The sequence below is a fragment of the Imperialibacter sp. EC-SDR9 genome (assembly GCF_902498805.1).
In the GTDB taxonomy this organism is placed as follows: domain Bacteria; phylum Bacteroidota; class Bacteroidia; order Cytophagales; family Cyclobacteriaceae; genus Imperialibacter.
This window is the reverse complement of the sequence record NZ_LR701613.1, coordinates 1-15,870: the sequence shown is the minus strand read 5'-3', so window position 1 is coordinate 15,870 and position 15,870 is coordinate 1. Positions and strand designations below refer to the sequence as shown.

The window sequence follows — 15,870 nt, the reverse complement described above, 5'->3', positions numbered from 1 at the left end:
AGCTGATGTTTCAAACCGAGCCAAACCATTTCCTCCAGAGTTTTGACAGCCCGGCCATTTACTGGCTGATGGACGCTACCACCAGGCTCGGGTACAACTCCGCCTTCATTGCCGTGGCCATTGTGCTCATTTTTGGCATCCATATGAAGAAGGCCTTCCTTGCTACACACATGCTTATCTGGACAGGGTTTGCCGGAGCACTTTTGAAAGATTTCTTTGCCCTGCCCCGCCCGGAAAATGTCGATTCATCACTCAAGCACCTGGTCGATGAGTTCAACGCAGCTTCTCCTTTCGTCAGAAAGGGTGGAGAGTCCTTTTTTAGCTTGCCAACGCCGGAAGCCATCGAATATTACAGAGAAAACAAGCTGGACTCTTACGGATTTCCTTCAGGCCATGTAAGTGGCTCGGTGGCTTACTGGGGTGGCATTGGATTATTGTTTAACCGAACCTGGGTGAGGGTGGCAGCCATCATTATCATTGCACTAATGCCCTTTTCACGCATGTACCTCGGCAGGCACTTCCTGGCCGATGTGCTGGGTGGGCTCGTTCTCGGTGGCATCACCGTTTGGCTGGCATGGTTTTTCCTGATCAAAAAGAATAAACTTTCGGCCTATCTCTCCCTCAGCAGGCTGCGACTGCAAATGAATATGCCTACTCTCATTTTCATTTCTTCTTGTGTTATACTTCCCATCATTTTCATTGTCCTGGGCAACAGCATAGCTGCTCAATTCCTGGGGCTCAACATTGCTTTCCTCCTCATTGGCTTGCAGGGATTCCCTTCAGATGAAGGTAAGTGGCCGATCCGGGTCTTAAGAGTGGTGCTGGCCATTGCGGTATTGGTGGGGAGCAGCATTCTCCTTGATCAACTGATCAGGGCTGTAGGGTTGAAAGGCAATGACACTGTGCTACTGATTAAAAGGGCTTTGGAGATGTTTTTGCTGATTTGGGGCAGCACGGCTATTGCTAAGAAATTGGGATGGTATAAAAGTCAGACAAGATAATTGACTATTTTTCATTATTTTTGACTTGTAAGCAGTGCACGAGTCTCTTTTTTAGTTCATGAACCATGCGAACCATTACGATAGATATTATAAACGAAAAGGCAATTAGCTTATTAAAAGATTTAGAGCTACTTAAGCTCATCAGGGTTCGAAGAGAAAAGCTGGTTGACAAAACGACTAACTGGGCTAAGTACAAAGGAGCCATGACCAAGCAGCCACTGCATGATATTGACAAGCAGCTTGATGATCTGCGAGACGAATGGGAATAGAATACCTTTGGGATACCAATGTAGTCATCTACTATCTACAGCAACAATTTTCTCCATCTGCAGAAAAATTCATAGACGCTATTTTAGCTAATTCTCAACCATCAATTTCAAGTATTACTGAGATTGAACTCTTGTGCTGGAGTGCGCCAACAGAAAAAGACCTGGAAGTAGTAAAAAACTTCATTGAGGATGCATGGGTATTTGAGCTTGAAAGCGCTGTTAAAATGAAAACTGCTGAAATCCGCAAAGCTCATAAGGTAAAACTACCCGATGCGATCATTGCCGCCACTGCCGTCGAATTTGACTTGACTCTTTTGACGAGAAATATCAATGACTTCAAAAATATACAAGCTTTGAAATTGGCAAACCCTTACGAAATTCAGTAGTAATTTCTCAGATTTAACTGGTTTTCAACTTTATCCCTCCAATCAATTATCCTGCTCCTTGAACACCTTCTTTAACAGCTCGGTAGTTCGGGCGGCGGGATTGCTGCGGATATTGGCTTCTTCCTGAGCCACCAGCTTGAACAGACCATCAATAGCCAATGTAGTTGCGTAGTCGTTGAGGTCGGGATTCACCTTGTCTACAAAAGGAACCTTATTGTAGGTATTCACCAGGTCACCATAATATTTTGTGGCATTCACCTTGTCCAACGCCTTTTGAATGACAGGCTTAAATTTGCCCTCAAGTTGACTGGTCGTTGTTTTCTGCAAGTATTGAGTGGCGGCGTCCTTGTCTCCTTTCAGGATATTCCAGGCATCGTTGATTGTCATTTGCTTAATCGCACTCACAAAAATTGGCGTTGCCTGCTTGGCCGCTTCTTCAGCTCCCCTGTTGAGCGTTTCAATGAACTGATCCACCTGCTTATCCATCCCCAACTGACGGAGCTTTGTCTCCACTTTTTGCACGTCAGGAGGAAAAGGAATCTTGATCTGAGGGTTTTTGTAGTAACCATCTACAGCAGAGGCTTTTTTGGCTCCGTTGGTAATCCCTTTTTCCAGCGCCTCCTTCAAGCCCGATACCACCTCCTCGGTGGTTGGCTTGGAGTCTTTCAGGTAGCCGTCAACTGTTTTCTGTATTTGCTGAACTGAGCAGGCCGAAATTGCCAGCATGCCAAAAGCCAATATTGTTGCAGATAAAAATCTCATTACGTAGCTGTTTTAAACTTTTTCAAATAAAACCACTTTATATCTTTATAGCTAAAAAACGATGTTACAAATTTGGCAGGAATTTAATGTAGCCGAAGCCAGCTTGATAACACAGCGATCTGTTAACTTTCGCCAGAATAACGAACAACATCCCATCCATGCACATCAACGCAGAAATACTCAGCATAGGCGATGAAATCCTCTATGGACAAATCCACGACACCAACTCCACCTGGATCGGGCAGCAGCTCTCGGAGCGTGGCATCAAAGTGATTCGTAAAACCACCGTGGGCGACGTGGAAAACGAAATGATGACCGCCTTTGCGGAAGCAGAAAAAAGAGCTGATATTATCATCATCACTGGCGGCCTGGGCCCAACAAAGGATGATCTCACCAAACCACTATTGGCCAGGTATTTTGGTATGGCGCTGGCATTGCATGAAGAAGCATTGGCAGAAATCACTATGCTTTTCGAGAAACGAGGCTTTCAAATGACTGACACCAATCGCCAGCAAGCGTGGTTGCCAGTTGGAAGCACAAAGCTGACCAACCGCATGGGCACAGCGCCTGGGATGTGGTTCGAAAGAGGCAATAAAACCTTTGTGTCGCTACCGGGCGTGCCTTATGAAATGAAGGTGTTGATCAGCGAACAGGTGATCCCAAGGCTTAGAGAGAAATACACCCTACCGGTTATCTACCACAAAATGATCCGCACCATTGGCATTGGTGAATCATGGTTGTCGGACAAAATTGAGTGGTGGGAAACCAGCCTGCCTCCTCATATCAAATTGGCCTACCTTCCCAGTCCGGGAGAGGTGAAGCTGCGCCTAACGGGTGCCGGCCCAAACCTCGATACGCTGGCAAAAGAGGTACAGGAGCAGATCGACCGGGTGCTGCCCGACATCCAAAAATTTGTGTACGGTTACGACCAGGAAACCATTGAATCAGCCATCGGCAAACTGCTACTGGAGCGCAAGCTAACCGTGTCTACCGCCGAAAGCTGCACAGGTGGTTACCTGGCCCATGAGATCACGAGCGTCCCAGGCAGTTCTGCCTATTATATGGGCAGCATTATCTCCTACGACAACCGTATCAAAACCGATGAGTTGGGTGTGAAGCAGGAAACACTCGACACAGTTGGCGCAGTGAGCGAAGAAACGGTGCGACAAATGGCCGAGGGCGTGAAAAAAAGGCTAAAAACGGATATTGGCCTGGCTACCTCGGGCGTGGCGGGGCCTGACGGAGGCACACCTGAAAAACCGGTAGGCACTGTGTGGATTGCCTGTGCTTTCGAAGGCCAAACTTTTACCAGAAAACTGCAACTAACCACCGACAGGCAAATCAATATCCACGCCAGTGCGTTGCACACACTCAATCTTTTGAGGACGTCGCTGATGGAAATGGAAGCACGGGCCTAATAGAAACAAGTGAGATAGCGGTAGTTTGGCAAAGCTTACGACACTGCAAGGAAAAATTGCACATCATTCCCATTAAAATGTTAACTTAGAGGCCGTGAACTCTATTTTGTAAACAAACGATTCTTAGGTTTTCGTCTATAAAAAGACGATGAATTAGAAGAATGTTTTGAAAAGCAACAAACAACAATACAAATAACCTATTACCCAAAAGGATACGAAATACTTAGTGACATGGCAGTAGTTGAAATGGTGATGCCCAAAATGGGTGAAAGTATAATGGAAGGAACCATCCTTTCATGGTTGAAAAAGCCAGGAGAGACCATTGAACAGGATGAGTCAGTGCTGGAAGTGGCTACTGACAAAGTGGATACGGAGGTGCCCGCCACCCACGCTGGCGTGTTGAAAGAGATTTTGGCCAAAGAGGGTGAAGTAGTGCAGGTGGGCAAAGCCATTGCTATCATAGAAATAGAAGGGAGTGGCGAGAACGGCCATGCTCCCGACGCTTCGGAGAATGGGAAAGACGCTGTGGCGCTCGCTACGGAAATGGTCGATACCGCCGTAGCAGCAGTGAGCCACGCCCCCGTGGCAAAGCCTAGCTCCGACAGGTTCTACTCTCCCCTCGTGATGAGTATTGCCAAAGAGGAAAAGATCAGCACTTCAGAATTAGAAGGAATTCCCGGCAATGGCAAGGAAGGCCGTGTGACCAAAAATGACATCCTCGCTTACATTCAAACCAGAGGAAAAGGTGCTGCTCCTAAAGTAGCCGAACCTGTAAAAATCACCTACAGCGGCGACGACGAAATCATCGAAATGGATCGCATGCGCAAGATGATTGCAGAACGCATGCTAAGCAGCAGGCAGATCAGTGCCCACGTGACCTCGTTTGTGGAAGTAGACGTGACCAACGTGGTGAATTGGAGAAACAAATGGAAGCGCCCTTTCTTGGAAAAAGAAAAGGCTGCACTTACCTACACCCCCATTTTCATTGAAGCCATTGTGAAGGCCATTAAGGACTTTCCGATGATCAATATCTCAGTGGATGGCACAAAAATTATCAGACACCAGGCGGTACACATTGGCATGGCCGTAGCCCTGCCTTCAGGCAACCTGATCGTGCCTGTGATCAAAAATGCAGACAAGCTGAGCCTCCTCGGCATCACCCATGCTGTGAACGACCTGGCTGAACGTGCCCGCACCAACAGTCTGAAGCCGGATGAGTTATCGGGCGGTACATATACCATCTCCAATGTGGGTGGGTTTGGCAATATCATGGGTACGCCTATCATTATGCAGCCTCAGGTGGCTATTATGGCTGTGGGCGCTGTAAAGAAAAAGCCAGCGGTAATCGAAACCCCACAGGGCGACTTTATCGGCATCCGCCACATGATGTTCCTCAGCCACAGCTACGACCACCGGGTGGTAGATGGCGCACTCGGCGGCATGTTTGTGAGAAAGGTAGCAGATTATTTGGAACAGTTTGATACGACTCGTTCTATTTGAAGATAACTAAAGTTAAAGAAAGAGCTCGCCGGAAATGGCGAGCTCTTTTCGTTTATTTAAGACTAATCTCCCTCTTCACCTTCCCTCCTTTTTCTGAATCAATGGTGATGGTAGCTTTGGCAGCGCTAACGGTTACTTTGAAAACATATTCAATCGTTTTGGTGCGGTCGGCACTTTCTCCATCTCGGCGCCCGGCGAGGTTTCCCAGATCTGTTCTCATTTTACCACTGACCAGCTCGGCGCCGCTTAGATCCACGATCGCCCTAACTGGTTTGGCTATCTCCAGCTCTATGGCTCTTTCCGTGATATTTGTCGGCAAATAGCCGTCGTTTTCTACCGTCAGGCTCACTTTCACCAACTTACCTTTTTCGAGCACTTCTACTTTCGGTTGTGAAACGGCGATCTTCGGGCCGGTTTCTGCCAGCCATAGCATCCACTCGACATACTTTTCTATTTCTCCCTTCAGGTATTTCGTGGGTGGATTCTGGCGGGTAAACTTATAGTCCCAGCCGCCTATTTCAACTTTACCGAGCTGCGGGTGATCATACACCTGCCAGTTCACAAAACCCTTGCCACCCAGCTCAGCATCGTTCCATTGCATTCTTTCCAGGTCAGACACCCGGCCGTCTTTATTGGCGTCGGCCTGGAAGGCGCCCCAGAATTCCGGCACAAAGCCTATGACACCGTAGTCCCAGTAGCCCCAGCTGATCAGTGTGCCGTGGCGGTGCAGCCGTGGATTGCTATAGCTGGGCACCACTTTCTGGCTGGTGGTAGTGGCATATTTGTCGGAGAGTTCAAGGATGAGGCGCTGATCTTCCATATTAAAGTTGTCCCAATTAGTAGTTGAAGGCAATCGGTAAAGGAAGCCAGCGGCAGTGTGGCCATGGAAAATGCCAGTAATATTGCGGTGCGTACTCAAAAACTCAATTGTTGCCCTCGTCTCCGGCTCCGAAAGCGGATAAGGGCCCGCTCCCTTTTGCTCCGACTCCAGTCCCCAGTTGCGGGGGAAGTTGCGATTCATGTCAATGCCGCCAATGCCGTCTTCGTTGTACAATCCGTCGTTGTCATCGTCAATACCTTCGTCATACATGTCATAGAAGTCGCCACTCAGGTCGTTGGGCTCTCTTTCCACCATAATACGGGAATCTTCCAGGCTGATTTTCCATTTGCCTGTCGGGTTCTTCACCCGCATATCGGTGATGAAATTGTCATTGTTCAGGTCGTTGCCCGGATCTTCGTCGAGCAGCCCGTCGCCATCTTGATCGTAGGGTCGGGGTGTGCTGCGCAGCGCCTGGGGAGTAGTCAGGGCAATGTCAGCCCCATCGGGATTGAACTTGGGCCGGATGTAAATGGTGCGGGTGTCAACCAGGTTGGTGATGCGTGGGTCTTTGCCATAGCTGCTGAGCAGCAGCCAGGTGTATTGCAGCGCTACTTCGGCCCCCGTAAGCTCCCCAGCGTGGATATTGCCATCGTAATAATAAGCTGGCTTGTCTTCAGCGGCTCCTTTGCTTTTGTTGGTGATTTCCAGCACCATCAGTTGAGTGCCTTTCAGTGTCTCCCCTATAGAATACAGCTTGGTCAGGTTCGGATAGGCTTTGGCCCATTCCTGGAGCAAATAGTAAGCATCGGCAGTGGTGTGATACTTCGCCCAATTAGGGTTTTTAGGATCTTCCTTCTGTGCCTGGGTGAACTGAGCGCTGGCTACGAGGATAGTAATGAGGAGCAACTTTTTAAACATGGCTTTCGGTTTGATTGATGCAATAAGATACCGACGCCCTATGAGCCGTTGAAAGAGAATGTGATGGAAGGGAGGTTTCATTGCTGAACGATCAACCCTACATTTAGAATGTTTCACTAGATTGAAGCATGATACGCCCGAAAGTTTTCAAGGTAGTGCTCCTTCTGCTGATCAGCATGATCATCCCTTCGTGCACCGAGAACTCAATTAAACAGACCTCCACCGAATTGCCTGATCAATTCATTATGGTGCTTGGAGTTGCGCAAGACGCTGGCTATCCTCAAGCTGGCTGCACCAAGCAATGCTGCATGCGATACTACAACGGCGAACATGAGGCCGAGCGGGTAGTTAGCCTCGGCATAGTTGACCGAGCGGTCGGCAAAGTATGGATGATCGAAGCCACGCCAGACTTCAAAAGCCAATGGCACGATTTGAATGAAAAGTCTGGTCTAAACAAAACCGCTCCCGATGGCATTTTTCTCACCCATGCCCACGTGGGCCACTACACCGGCTTGATGGAACTGGGTAGAGAGATCATGGGCACTTCGAATGTGCCAGTTTACGGCATGCCTGTGATGTGGTCTTACTTGACAGAGAATGGCCCCTGGAGCCAGCTGGTGGCGCTCGAAAATATCAGTCTGCAAAAGCTTGCCGCCGATTCAACAACCCGGCTTTCTCCTGACATTTCCATCACCCCATTTCTTGTTCCACACAGGGATGAGTTTTCTGAAACCGTGGGCTACCGCATTGAGAGCGGAAGTAAGAGCATTATCTTCATCCCCGATATTGACAAATGGAGTAAGTGGGACAGAAGCATCAGAGAGTTGGTAGCATCTGCCGACGTGGCCTTTCTGGATGCCACCTTTTTTCGAAACGGAGAAATTGCCCGTGACATGAGCGAAGTGCCCCACCCTTTTGTAGAAGAATCGATGGTTCTATTTGAAGACTTGCCCGAAAGTGAAAGAAGCAAGGTGCATTTTATTCATTTCAATCATACCAACCCGCTGATTTGGGATAAAGAAGTGCGGAAAATTGTGAGGGCCAGGGGTTTTGGTGTGGCCAGTGAGGGGGATGTTATTCGTCTCGATGAGTAAAAAGTCGTATTCTCTCCGTGTTGATAAAAAGAACGCTAAAGAATTTCCGTGAAAGTAAAGAGGTTACTAACTGCGCTCCCGCAGTTAGTAACCTCTTTACTTTTGATTCCTACATCTCCTTAGCCGCCATGTACTCGTAGTCGGCAATTACTGTGTACAAAAACTTCACATCAGGCATCGGGGTTTCTATGGACAGCAGGTCTTTGATTTTTTGTGACACCAGCATCACTGCCTGATCGTTGAGTCCTTCCTTCCGCAGGTTCAAAGCATTTCTGATGACTTCAATCTGGCTGTCATTCAGCACCCTGGCAGTTGGAAACGTCACCTGATGGTTTTCATCCACTTTTGCAACCAGGTCAGCATTAGAAACCTGCTTTTGCAGTCTGATCACCACTGTACCCGCAGCCAGATCGCCCAGCCGTTGCCCGTTTTGAGTCGCAATAATGGTGATCACGGCAACGCCTCCACTCATAAAGTAGATGTCGACAAGCCGGAGCACCCACCTGAGGATATAATTCACTATTCCGGCAGGGCTGCCGTCGGCCTTCACCACTTTGATGTTCATGGCTTTTTTGCCAATACTCTGCCCCTGAAAAAGAGACTCGAAAAGCAGGGAATAAAACATGACCAATACCCATGGAATGAAGTAGAACTCCGGTCGGTCAAAACCTGTGGAAATGATCCAAAAGCATAACACTATGAATACAAAAATCACAAACATGTCAATCAGGAATGCAAGGATCCTTTCGCCAAGGCTGGCTAGCTCAAGGTCAATTTCTATATTCTGACTGGTGACAAATTTGGGCATTTCCCTTCTAGTGATTATGTTAACGCATATTTGGGCGGAAGATAATGAAGCAGTCAATATTTGTAAAAAATAATCAGGCTAAATGGAATGAATTTGAGTCGAAACTGACAAATACTGGCACACTTTCTTCCGACGAACTTTCGCTTATCTACATCCACCTCACCGAAGACCTTGCCTTTGCCAAGGCGAATTACCCCAACACCAAACTTTTCACTTATCTCAATGCCCTGGCACTGAAGGTGCATACCATCGTGTATAAAAACAAGAAGGAGGAGAAAGGGCGTTTTGGTAAATTCTGGGCATATGAGGTGCCTTTAGAGATCCGGAGGTCATACAAATACATCCTCATTGCCTTCCTCATCACGGCGCTGGGTGTTTCTATAGGAGCCCTGTCATCTGCCAACGACGAAACCTTCGTACGATTGATCCTGGGCGATGCCTATGTGGACATGACATCGAACAATATCAAAGAAGGCGACCCCATGGGCGTTTACAGTTCGATGGACGGCAACTACATGTTCATGGCTATTACCTCCAACAATATCCGGGTATCATTTGTGGCTTTCGCTCTCGGCCTTTTCTTTAGTGTTGGAGCTGGCTGGGTGCTATTCCAAAACGGTGTGATGCTCGGAGCTTTTCACTACCTCTTTTTCAAAGAAGGGCTTTTCGACGATACCATCCTCACCATCTGGCTTCACGGCACTATCGAAATTTGGTCCATTATCGTGGCTGGTGCCGCAGGCATTGTCCTCGGCAATGGCTTTTTGTTTCCCGGCACTTATCCCCGAATTCATTCTTTTCAGCGAGGCGCAAAGCAGGCGATTAAAGTAGTGCTTGGCTTGTTTCCTTTCTTTATCGTTGCGGGGTTTATTGAGTCCTTTGTTACACGGCATACCGAATGGCCACTTTACCTGAAGCTTTTGATCATCAGCCTGTCGCTGCTGCTCATTCTATTCTACTTTTTCTATTTGCCTCTAAAAACCAACCCTCATGACCACGCCAAAAATTGAGTTGTACAAAATGCGTGACTTCGGTCAGAAGCTGAATGCGACCATCGAATTCATAAGAGCAAACTTCAAAAAGCTTTTTACCACGTTGCTTTTTGTTGCTGGCCCCACTGCCCTCATCATGGGCATAGTGATGAAACAGTTTATGGGGTTTTTCATGGGCATGTCCGCCAACCCAGAGAATCCGGCTATACTAGATGACCTCCCCACTCTTTTCACCAACTATTTCGTCATGTTTCTGGTTTCCATTTTTGCCAGCATTATGTTGTCGCTTACAACCTATGCCTTCATGGAGCTCTACAGCCAAAAAGAAGCGTCGGAGTTTAGTGCCATGGACGTGCTGCGCAATGCCCTGAGCAGGTTTGGTTCCACGTTCCTCCTGAGCATTCTTGTGGGCATTACTCTTTTCATTTCAGTCTTCTTCTTCTTTCTACCAGCGCTCTATTTCGGCGTGGTACTGTCGATGGCTATTCCTATTCTTTATTTCGAGAAAGTGAGCCCGGTGGAAGCCTACAGAAGGGCATTTACTCTCATCAAAGACAAGTGGTGGAGCACTTTCGGGCTGCTTTTCATTTCGGTAATGATTTCCTATGTGGTATCGATGATTTTCTCCGTGCCATTTTACGCTGTATATATGTTTGAGCTGGTGGGTGTGGTAGACAAGATCAATACCGACCCTGCCGCCTTTACCAATATTTTTTCAAGTTGGTACATGGCCATCAGCATGGTAATCCTGGGAGTTGGAGGCTACTTATCCTACTCCATCCCCCTGATTGCACTCGGCTTTCAGTATTTCAATTTGGCAGAACGAAACAGCGCCCCTGGCTTAATCAACAAAATTGAGGACTTTGAAAATATTCAGTAAAGCGGCGTTTGCTGTTGTCTCAAGCTGCATAGCGTTCGGTAGCACGCTGTACGCCGAAGCCAGATGGTTGGCGGGAGAGAGAGCCTTTGACCAGGTGGCTATGGAAGGTTACAAGGCCGATCCAGCTTTTGACTACGTCAGCCTTCGGCCGGAAGGCATTTCGCTGTGGGATCAATTATGGCTTTGGATTTTTAGCCTGATCGGCAGGTTGTTTGGTGGGCCCAACGGGCAAAACATAGGCCAAATCCTCTGGTTACTTTTTCTTGTTGCTGTGGTTGCTGGTGCAGCCTACCTGGTTATCAAAATGCAATACGGGTCCGTTTTTTCAAGATCAAATGAAGCCGGAAGTTCAGCATTTACTGTGTACGGAGGTAGCCAACAGGTTGATTACAATAAACTCATCAATGAGGCACTGGAAGCTGGCGACCTTAAAATGGCCATTCGGTATTTGTATATGAAAGGCCTGACGAACCTGAGCGACCAAGACCTGCTGAAGATTCGCTCCTGGAAAACTGGCGCCGACTATGCCAGTGAGTTGAGTGGAGACCAAAAATCAAAGTTTATCCAGCTCAAGCAGGTGTTTGAGTATACCTGGTACGGAGAATTTGAGCCGGACGAAACCGACGTTCAACTGTGCAAGGCGACAGTGGCTGACCTGGAAAAGAAAAAGGCATGAACAAAAAGGACAAAATCTTTCTTTGGGTTTTTCTAGGCCTTTTTGTTGGCTATGTCATCGTGCAATATACAGCACCCAAGCCGCTCGATTGGACTATCACCTTTCATGAAGACGATAAAAATCCATTCGGAGGTTTTGTGCTCACACAAAGGCTGCTGGACATTTTTCCCGAACTTGAAACCAGCTACTATAACTTTACGCAGCTTTACACGGACAATGAAAATGTTGTCGTTTTGGCGCAGGAAATGGCGCTAAGCCCGACCGATGAAGAAAGCATCAATGAGATACTGCACGCAGGTAGCTCCGTTTTTTTGGCAGCCCATCAATTTCCCCAGGCATGGCTCGATTCCCTGGGTCTGAAGGTGGCATTCAACTACAGCTTCGTCAATGAGGAGATATTCGGTGAAGATCAAATTCAATTAATCAGCCGCACAGATTCCTCTTCAGCAAGCTACCCCCGACAGATGATACAGGCGGTGTTTGAGGAAGTTGAAGCCGACAAATGGGAAATCATCGCCACCGATGAAAACAGCCAGCCCCTGGTGATAAAAAAGACAATTGGTGAGGGCGAATTGATTTTGTGCAGTTCACCTTTAATCTTCACCAATTTCGGGTTGCTCTATCAGGACAATTACCGGTTTGCAGCGAGCATATTGAACCTGCTCCCTGAGCAGCGCACCCAGCTCAGCTACTTCTACCAGCTGGGCCGACCCGAAGTTCAAACCCCGCTACGGTATATACTTTCGCAGGAGGCACTTAAGTGGGCGCTTTACCTGGGATTGGTAGCGTTGCTGGTCTTTCTGATCATCGAAACACGAAGGAGACAACGAGCCATTCCAGTGATGACACCACCAGAAAACACCACATTGACTTATGTGAAAACGCTGGGTAATCTCTACTTTCAGGAAGGCAACCATAAAAACCTCGCAGAAAAGATGATCAGGCACTTCATACACAGGGTAAAGGAAAAATATTATTTAACCTTTGAGCCAACTGAGCATTTTAACCACATGCTGTCGGTGCGAAGCGAAGTACCCATTGAAGAGATCAACGCTACGTTGGCAGCCTTGATTGCTATCAGGCAAAAGGAACAGATAAAAGGCAACGAGCTGGTGGTGCTGGCTGAAAAACTCAACAGGATAGTGAGTTGAACAATTTTAAAAAGGAATCAGAAGTTGATATACAAATAGCATGAGTGAATTTGAAAACAGAATTGATCTGAAGCTTCTCAACGAGAAGGTAGTTAAAATAAAGACCGAGGCAAGGAAAGCGCTGGTGGGTCAGGACAAAATGCTCGACCTGATACTTGTGGCGCTGCTAGCAGAAGGCCATGTGCTGATTGAGGGCGTACCTGGCGTGGCCAAAACCCTCACAGCCAGGTTGACTGCCCGCATGATTGACGCTGAGTTCAAGCGCATTCAGTTCACTCCCGACCTGATGCCCGCCGATGTGTTGGGCACCTCTATTTTCAATCCCAAAAAGGCAGAGTTTGACTACAAAAAAGGGCCTATTTTCTCCAACCTGGTGCTCATCGACGAGATCAACCGGGCACCCGCCAAAACCCAAGCCTCACTTTTCGAGGTGATGGAAGAAAAGCAGGTCACCAACGACGGCATCACCTATCCGCTGGATCCCCTTTTCATGGTGCTGGCTACCCAAAACCCCATTGAGCAGGAAGGAACTTACAGATTGCCGGAAGCCCAACTAGACCGATTCATTTTCAAAATTAAGGTAGACTACCCAAAGCTGGAGGAAGAGTTTCAGGTATTGCACCTGGTCAACGGCAACTTTGGATTCAAGCAGCTGAGCTTTATTGAGCCGGTGATCAACCGGCAGGAGGTAATAGAAATAAGAGAAAACCTGCGGCAAATATTGACCAAAAACTCGCTGGTGGAATACATTGCTCATCTGGTGGGCAAAACGAGAAGCCACCCTTCCCTGTATCTTGGTGCGTCGCCGAGAGCATCAATTGACCTGCTGCGTTCGTCGAAGGCCTACGCCGCTATGCAGGGCCGTGATTTCGTCACACCGGAGGACATTCAGTACCTATTCAAACCGGTGGTTGACCATCGGATCATCCTCAACCCTGAAGCTGAAATGCAAGGGCTCACGACCACGGAGGTATGTCAGCAGATTATTGAGCAGGTCACTGTGCCCAAATAAGATGAAGCTATTCGCCACCAAACGGTTCTATTACAGCATAATTGTCCTCACCATTGGGTTTGTGGCGAGTTACTTCTTTCCCGCCCTTTTTGTCCCGGTTAAGCTTGCCTTCTTTGCGTTTTTGGTGCTGTTCTTTGCCGATTTCATGCTCCTTTTCATCACACGAGGCGAGTTAACTTGCGACAGAGAATTGCCGGAACGGTTCTCGAATGGTGACGACAATGCCGTAGTGTTGAAAATCAACAATAGCTACTCTTTCAACTTGCAGGTGACCGCACTGGACGAGCTACCCCCTCAATTTCAGATCAGGGACCTGGCTATCAGGCTTACGGCTAGCAAAGGCGGAAGTCGTATGGCATCCTACTCCGTGCGCCCGACGGAACGAGGAGAGTACGACTTCGGCAATACCAACCTGCTGGCTGCCTCAAAAATCGGCCTGATCAACCGGCGCTTCATTGTGAACCACCAACAAACCGTGAAGGTGTACCCGTCCTTTCTGCACCTGCGCAAATACGAGTTGATGGCCTTTTCACAGCAACAGTCGATAGAAGGTCAACGCAAGCTTCGGAAGATTGGCCACAGCATCGAGTTTGACCACATCAAGGAATACACACCGGGCGACGACCCACGCCACCTCAACTGGCAGGCAAGCGCCAGAAGAGGCCACCTGATGATCAATCATTACATCGACGAAAAGTCGCAGCCTATTTACAATGTGATTGATAAGAGCAGGCCAATGAAAATGCCTTTTGAAGGCATGACACTGCTCGACTATGCCATCAACGCCTCGCTGGCCATCAGCGATATTGCCCTAAAAAAGGGAGACCGGGCGGGTCTTGTCACTTTTCAGCACAAACCCGATACCATCGTGCCAGCCCAAAAGGGTACTAAGCAAATGTATGTGCTGATGGAAAGCCTGTACCATGAGAAAACAGCCTTCAACGAGCACAACTTCGGGATGCTCTATGCCCAGATAACTGCGAAGATTGCTTCAAGAAGTCTGCTGCTGCTGTACACTAACTTTGAGTCGTTGTATTCGCTGGAGCGACAATTGAAATACCTGAAGCTGCTCAACCGCAAACACCTCGTGCTGGTCATCATTTTCAGAAATACAGAACTCGACGTGCTGATTGCCAAGGAGGCCGGTGACCTGCGGGAGGTTTACCATCAGGCCATCGCCCAAAACATGCTCAACGAAAAGTTCGCCATCCTGCAATTGCTTCGTCAACATGGCATCCTGAGTCTTTACACCACCCCACAAAGTCTGACAGCAGACGTAGTGAATAAGTACTTGGAGCTAAAAAGCAGAAGGGCGATTTAACGCACTTTCAAGGGGTTTTCAAAATGTTTTGTCAAATAATAAAGTCTACTGAGAGCTGTATACAATTGATATTTTAGTCATACATTGTATTTACAAAATCAACTGGAAGATTATCATGAATAAAATACCACCAGATACCTACCTGATTCCTGCCATTTTTCAGTTTGCGATTATCCTTACAGGTTGGCTTGAGCCACGCTTTATTACCGATTGGGGAGTAAGCGTATTATCTTCTGTGTTGGCTGTCAGGCTGGTTGCTTTAGTGTTTTACGTAATTCACGTGCGGAGAAATGAAAATTTGAACCTACAAGGAAAGTCGCAGTGGATATTGACACTCATCATTATTGGCTTGGCAGGAGAAATCTTCTACTGGTTCAAGCACATAAGAAGACCCGAGCTGGCTTAAGCTGGGTCAGTTTGTAATAAAAACTCCTCAATAGCTTCATACACTTTTGCCAACTCATCTTCCTTTACCACATATGGTGGCAATACATAAATCACATTCCCCAGCGGTCTTAGCAAAATGTTTCTTTCCAGAAAAAAGGGCATCACCCTGGTGCGTATGTCATTGAAATAAGACGTAACACCTGTATTGATATCCAGCGCCAGAATTGTACCGGTAACTCTCACATTTTTCACCCTCGTATCACCGCTTATTTGTTTGCCAAACGCCCGATGCATTCTTTCCTGAGTTCCGCACTGGGACACCCAAATTAGGGAAAGTCGAAAAGCTGTGCTAATTGTTTTTGTTCGTCCTTTATAAGGATTGTTTTCTTGACAGGACTTTTGGAAGAAGGTGTAATGACTTGGATTTCAAAAACTGATTTGGCAACCTCAATGGCCTTTTCAGGACTTAGTGAAG

General features: G+C 47.6%; 17 protein-coding genes. 13 read left to right on the top strand and 4 right to left on the bottom strand.

The genetic code is table 11. The annotated features are described in order from the left end of the window. Window positions 1-5: 5 nt before the first annotated feature. The 3 genes from GC130_RS24305 to GC130_RS24295 all read left to right on the top strand — a co-directional run bounded on the left by GC130_RS24305 (window position 6) and on the right by GC130_RS24295 (window position 1,656). On the top strand, window positions 6-1,001 hold the full coding sequence (locus GC130_RS24305) for a phosphatase PAP2 family protein (RefSeq protein ID WP_152000973.1): 996 nt from the start codon (window positions 6-8) through the stop codon (window positions 999-1,001). A gap of 65 nt (window positions 1,002-1,066) precedes the next feature. Next, window positions 1,067-1,270: a hypothetical protein gene (locus tag GC130_RS24300; RefSeq protein WP_152000972.1), complete on the top strand. Its 204-nt coding sequence runs from the start codon at window positions 1,067-1,069 to the stop codon at window positions 1,268-1,270. Next, complete coding sequence (locus GC130_RS24295) at window positions 1,261-1,656, top strand: type II toxin-antitoxin system VapC family toxin (protein WP_152000971.1); 396 nt, start codon at window positions 1,261-1,263, stop codon at window positions 1,654-1,656. Before GC130_RS24300 ends, GC130_RS24295 begins: the two co-directional genes overlap by 10 nt. 42 nt (window positions 1,657-1,698) lie before the next feature. Here GC130_RS24295 and GC130_RS24290 read toward each other — a convergent pair whose 3' ends face one another. After that, on the bottom strand, window positions 1,699-2,418 hold the full coding sequence (locus GC130_RS24290; protein ID WP_152000970.1) for a DUF4197 domain-containing protein: 720 nt from the start codon (window positions 2,416-2,418) through the stop codon (window positions 1,699-1,701). A 158-nt stretch (window positions 2,419-2,576) separates the two neighbouring features. Between GC130_RS24290 and GC130_RS24285 the strand changes: the two genes are divergently transcribed. Further along, window positions 2,577-3,836 carry a competence/damage-inducible protein A gene (locus tag GC130_RS24285; RefSeq protein WP_152000969.1) on the top strand — a complete coding sequence of 420 codons (1,260 nt, stop codon included), beginning with the start codon at window positions 2,577-2,579 and terminating at the stop codon, window positions 3,834-3,836. 231 nt (window positions 3,837-4,067) lie between these two features. Continuing rightward, the gene (locus GC130_RS24280; RefSeq protein ID WP_152000968.1) at window positions 4,068-5,336 is read left to right on the top strand and encodes a dihydrolipoamide acetyltransferase family protein; all 1,269 of its coding nucleotides are present in this window, start codon (window positions 4,068-4,070) and stop codon (window positions 5,334-5,336) included. Window positions 5,337-5,388: 52 nt separating this feature from the next. On the opposite strand, the gene GC130_RS24275 is transcribed toward GC130_RS24280, so the two are convergent. Further along, entirely contained in the window at window positions 5,389-7,074 is a 1,686-nt protein-coding gene (locus GC130_RS24275; RefSeq protein WP_193217984.1) for a M14 family metallopeptidase, read from the bottom strand. A 128-nt stretch (window positions 7,075-7,202) separates the two neighbouring features. Here GC130_RS24275 and GC130_RS24270 point away from each other — a divergent pair, with 128 nt between their 5' ends. Further along, entirely contained in the window at window positions 7,203-8,168 is a 966-nt protein-coding gene (locus GC130_RS24270; protein ID WP_152000966.1) for an MBL fold metallo-hydrolase, read from the top strand. A gap of 109 nt (window positions 8,169-8,277) precedes the next feature. Here the strand turns inward: GC130_RS24270 and GC130_RS24265 are convergent, their stop codons facing one another. Then, window positions 8,278-8,976, bottom strand: coding sequence for an RDD family protein (locus tag GC130_RS24265; RefSeq protein WP_152000965.1), 699 nt, complete (start codon window positions 8,974-8,976; stop codon window positions 8,278-8,280). 44 nt (window positions 8,977-9,020) lie between these two features. Here GC130_RS24265 and GC130_RS24260 point away from each other — a divergent pair, with 44 nt between their 5' ends. The 7 genes from GC130_RS24260 (at window position 9,021) to GC130_RS24230 (ending at window position 15,414) form a co-directional block, all read left to right on the top strand. Then, window positions 9,021-9,986: a stage II sporulation protein M gene (locus tag GC130_RS24260; RefSeq protein ID WP_152000964.1), complete on the top strand. Its 966-nt coding sequence runs from the start codon at window positions 9,021-9,023 to the stop codon at window positions 9,984-9,986. After that, window positions 9,967-10,848 (top strand): hypothetical protein, encoded by an 882-nt coding sequence (locus tag GC130_RS24255; protein ID WP_152000963.1) that lies wholly within the window; start codon window positions 9,967-9,969, stop codon window positions 10,846-10,848. The genes GC130_RS24260 and GC130_RS24255 overlap by 20 nt, the downstream gene beginning before the upstream one ends. Then, window positions 10,832-11,524: a hypothetical protein gene (locus GC130_RS24250; protein ID WP_152000962.1), complete on the top strand. Its 693-nt coding sequence runs from the start codon at window positions 10,832-10,834 to the stop codon at window positions 11,522-11,524. Before GC130_RS24255 ends, GC130_RS24250 begins: the two co-directional genes overlap by 17 nt. After that, window positions 11,521-12,675, top strand: coding sequence for a DUF4350 domain-containing protein (locus GC130_RS24245; protein WP_152000961.1), 1,155 nt, complete (start codon window positions 11,521-11,523; stop codon window positions 12,673-12,675). The genes GC130_RS24250 and GC130_RS24245 overlap by 4 nt, the downstream gene beginning before the upstream one ends. A gap of 40 nt (window positions 12,676-12,715) precedes the next feature. Then, window positions 12,716-13,687 (top strand): MoxR family ATPase, encoded by a 972-nt coding sequence (locus GC130_RS24240; RefSeq protein WP_152000960.1) that lies wholly within the window; start codon window positions 12,716-12,718, stop codon window positions 13,685-13,687. 1 nt (window position 13,688) lies between these two features. Then, on the top strand, window positions 13,689-15,008 hold the full coding sequence (locus GC130_RS24235; RefSeq protein ID WP_152000959.1) for a DUF58 domain-containing protein: 1,320 nt from the start codon (window positions 13,689-13,691) through the stop codon (window positions 15,006-15,008). A gap of 115 nt (window positions 15,009-15,123) precedes the next feature. Continuing rightward, on the top strand, window positions 15,124-15,414 hold the full coding sequence (locus GC130_RS24230; RefSeq protein WP_152000958.1) for a hypothetical protein: 291 nt from the start codon (window positions 15,124-15,126) through the stop codon (window positions 15,412-15,414). Here the strand turns inward: GC130_RS24230 and GC130_RS24225 are convergent. Then, the gene (locus GC130_RS24225; protein ID WP_152000957.1) at window positions 15,411-15,689 is read right to left on the bottom strand and encodes an aminotransferase class III-fold pyridoxal phosphate-dependent enzyme; all 279 of its coding nucleotides are present in this window, start codon (window positions 15,687-15,689) and stop codon (window positions 15,411-15,413) included. The genes GC130_RS24230 and GC130_RS24225 overlap by 4 nt on opposite strands. Window positions 15,690-15,870 lie beyond the last annotated feature (181 nt).

Excerpts from the sequence above, each read along its gene's own strand:
- GC130_RS24305 (WP_152000973.1), top strand. The coding sequence starts at position 6 with ATGTTTCAAACCGAGCCAAACCATTTCCTCCAGAGTTTTGACAGCCCG.
- GC130_RS24300 (WP_152000972.1), top strand. The coding sequence starts at position 1,067 with ATGCGAACCATTACGATAGATATTATAAACGAAAAGGCAATTAGCTTA.
- GC130_RS24295 (WP_152000971.1), top strand. The coding sequence starts at position 1,261 with ATGGGAATAGAATACCTTTGGGATACCAATGTAGTCATCTACTATCTA.
- GC130_RS24290 (WP_152000970.1), bottom strand. The coding sequence starts at position 2,418 with ATGAGATTTTTATCTGCAACAATATTGGCTTTTGGCATGCTGGCAATT.
- GC130_RS24285 (WP_152000969.1), top strand. The coding sequence starts at position 2,577 with ATGCACATCAACGCAGAAATACTCAGCATAGGCGATGAAATCCTCTAT.
- GC130_RS24280 (WP_152000968.1), top strand. The coding sequence starts at position 4,068 with ATGGCAGTAGTTGAAATGGTGATGCCCAAAATGGGTGAAAGTATAATG.
- GC130_RS24275 (WP_193217984.1), bottom strand. The coding sequence starts at position 7,074 with ATGTTTAAAAAGTTGCTCCTCATTACTATCCTCGTAGCCAGCGCTCAG.
- GC130_RS24270 (WP_152000966.1), top strand. The coding sequence starts at position 7,203 with ATGATACGCCCGAAAGTTTTCAAGGTAGTGCTCCTTCTGCTGATCAGC.
- GC130_RS24265 (WP_152000965.1), bottom strand. The coding sequence starts at position 8,976 with ATGCCCAAATTTGTCACCAGTCAGAATATAGAAATTGACCTTGAGCTA.
- GC130_RS24260 (WP_152000964.1), top strand. The coding sequence starts at position 9,021 with ATGAAGCAGTCAATATTTGTAAAAAATAATCAGGCTAAATGGAATGAA.
- GC130_RS24255 (WP_152000963.1), top strand. The coding sequence starts at position 9,967 with ATGACCACGCCAAAAATTGAGTTGTACAAAATGCGTGACTTCGGTCAG.
- GC130_RS24245 (WP_152000961.1), top strand. The coding sequence starts at position 11,521 with ATGAACAAAAAGGACAAAATCTTTCTTTGGGTTTTTCTAGGCCTTTTT.
- GC130_RS24240 (WP_152000960.1), top strand. The coding sequence starts at position 12,716 with ATGAGTGAATTTGAAAACAGAATTGATCTGAAGCTTCTCAACGAGAAG.
- GC130_RS24235 (WP_152000959.1), top strand. The coding sequence starts at position 13,689 with ATGAAGCTATTCGCCACCAAACGGTTCTATTACAGCATAATTGTCCTC.
- GC130_RS24230 (WP_152000958.1), top strand. The coding sequence starts at position 15,124 with ATGAATAAAATACCACCAGATACCTACCTGATTCCTGCCATTTTTCAG.
- GC130_RS24225 (WP_152000957.1), bottom strand. The coding sequence starts at position 15,689 with ATGCATCGGGCGTTTGGCAAACAAATAAGCGGTGATACGAGGGTGAAA.